The sequence below is a fragment of the Microcoleus sp. Z1_B2 genome, from assembly GCF_036700325.1.
Classification (GTDB): domain Bacteria; phylum Cyanobacteriota; class Cyanobacteriia; order Cyanobacteriales; family Microcoleaceae; genus Microcoleus.
Genome location: NZ_JAUBOQ010000012.1, coordinates 1 through 1,184, shown reverse-complemented (window position 1 = coordinate 1,184; position 1,184 = coordinate 1). Strand labels below are relative to the sequence as shown.

General features: G+C 48.6%; 1 protein-coding gene. It reads left to right on the top strand.

The genetic code is table 11. The annotated features are described in order from the left end of the window. Positions 1-1,184: calcium-binding protein (locus QT984_RS08870; protein ID WP_445305856.1), on the top strand; the 1,184-nt coding region annotated here is incomplete at both ends.

The window sequence follows — 1,184 nt, the reverse complement described above, 5'->3', positions numbered from 1 at the left end:
GGGCAACGACAAAGTTCAAGGCGGCGATGATGATGACGAGATCGAAGGTGGTCTAGGAACCAATACTCTAATTGGGGGTAGTGGAAAGGATCGCTTTATTTACCGCACTTCTCGCCAAGAGATTCAAACAGTTGTAGAAGCTGACTTTATTACTGACTTTAGTGTCGATGACGATGTTTTAGAGCTTTCTACGGCAGCTTTTGGTAATCTCACCGTTTCTAGCTTGACCCGACTGGAGATTACTGCTACTTCTACTGTGGGGTCGATCGGCAGCGCTAACTTGCTCGATTTCAGCCTGGATACCACTGTTAACAGCATCGCGTCTTTGCAAGCGCGGTTTATAGCTTTGGGTGGCAACCGAGACGCGCCTACTTTCTGTCAGTTTATAGATGCCGAGACCGGTCGTGCTGTACTGGTATTTGCTGTTGGGGCGCGCTTTGAAGTTCTCACGAGTTTCTCGGCAAGCATTCGCCTGCAAATCAGTAACTTTGTCTTCACAGGCACGCCACTAAATGTTCCTGTAGGTACTGCTGGTGCTGACAATGTGAATTTCGGCACTTATCCGGCTGCCGTTAATTTCGATGGTTTAGCAGGCGATGACAACATTGTCGGCAGCAATTTTAACGATACCATCCTTGGCGGCGACGGCAACGATACCATCACCGGCGGCCTTGGTTTGGATGTCATAAGCGGCGGCAGTGGTGCGGATCTGTTTGTTTACAGGACAACGAAAGAAGGCGGCGATAAAATTGCTGACTTTACTGTTGGGGTGGACAAATTCGAGTTTAGCGCGAGCGCTTTCGGCAATTTGACTACGACTAACTTTGACGGTGTTAGCGGTTCAACTCCTGACATTACTGGCAAAGAGTTAGTGATTTTCACAGGCGGCAGTTATGCCTCTTTGCAAGATGCACAAGCTAAAGCCCTGGGCAATTCTACAACTGCTGGTTTCTTCGCCTTTACTAATGCGTCGAACGAAACAGAGTTGTATTTTGACTCGAACGGTACCGTAGCCGGTGGTTCTACCTTGATTGCGAATCTGGGTACTGCTGCTAGCAATCTGGGAACGGCGGACTTTGTATTTACAGGTACGATCGCATCTCCTGCTGGTACTACTACCAACTCAGGTAGCGTGGCCGATTTAACTGCTGCTGGAAACACTTTCCCAAGCGACTTTAACAATT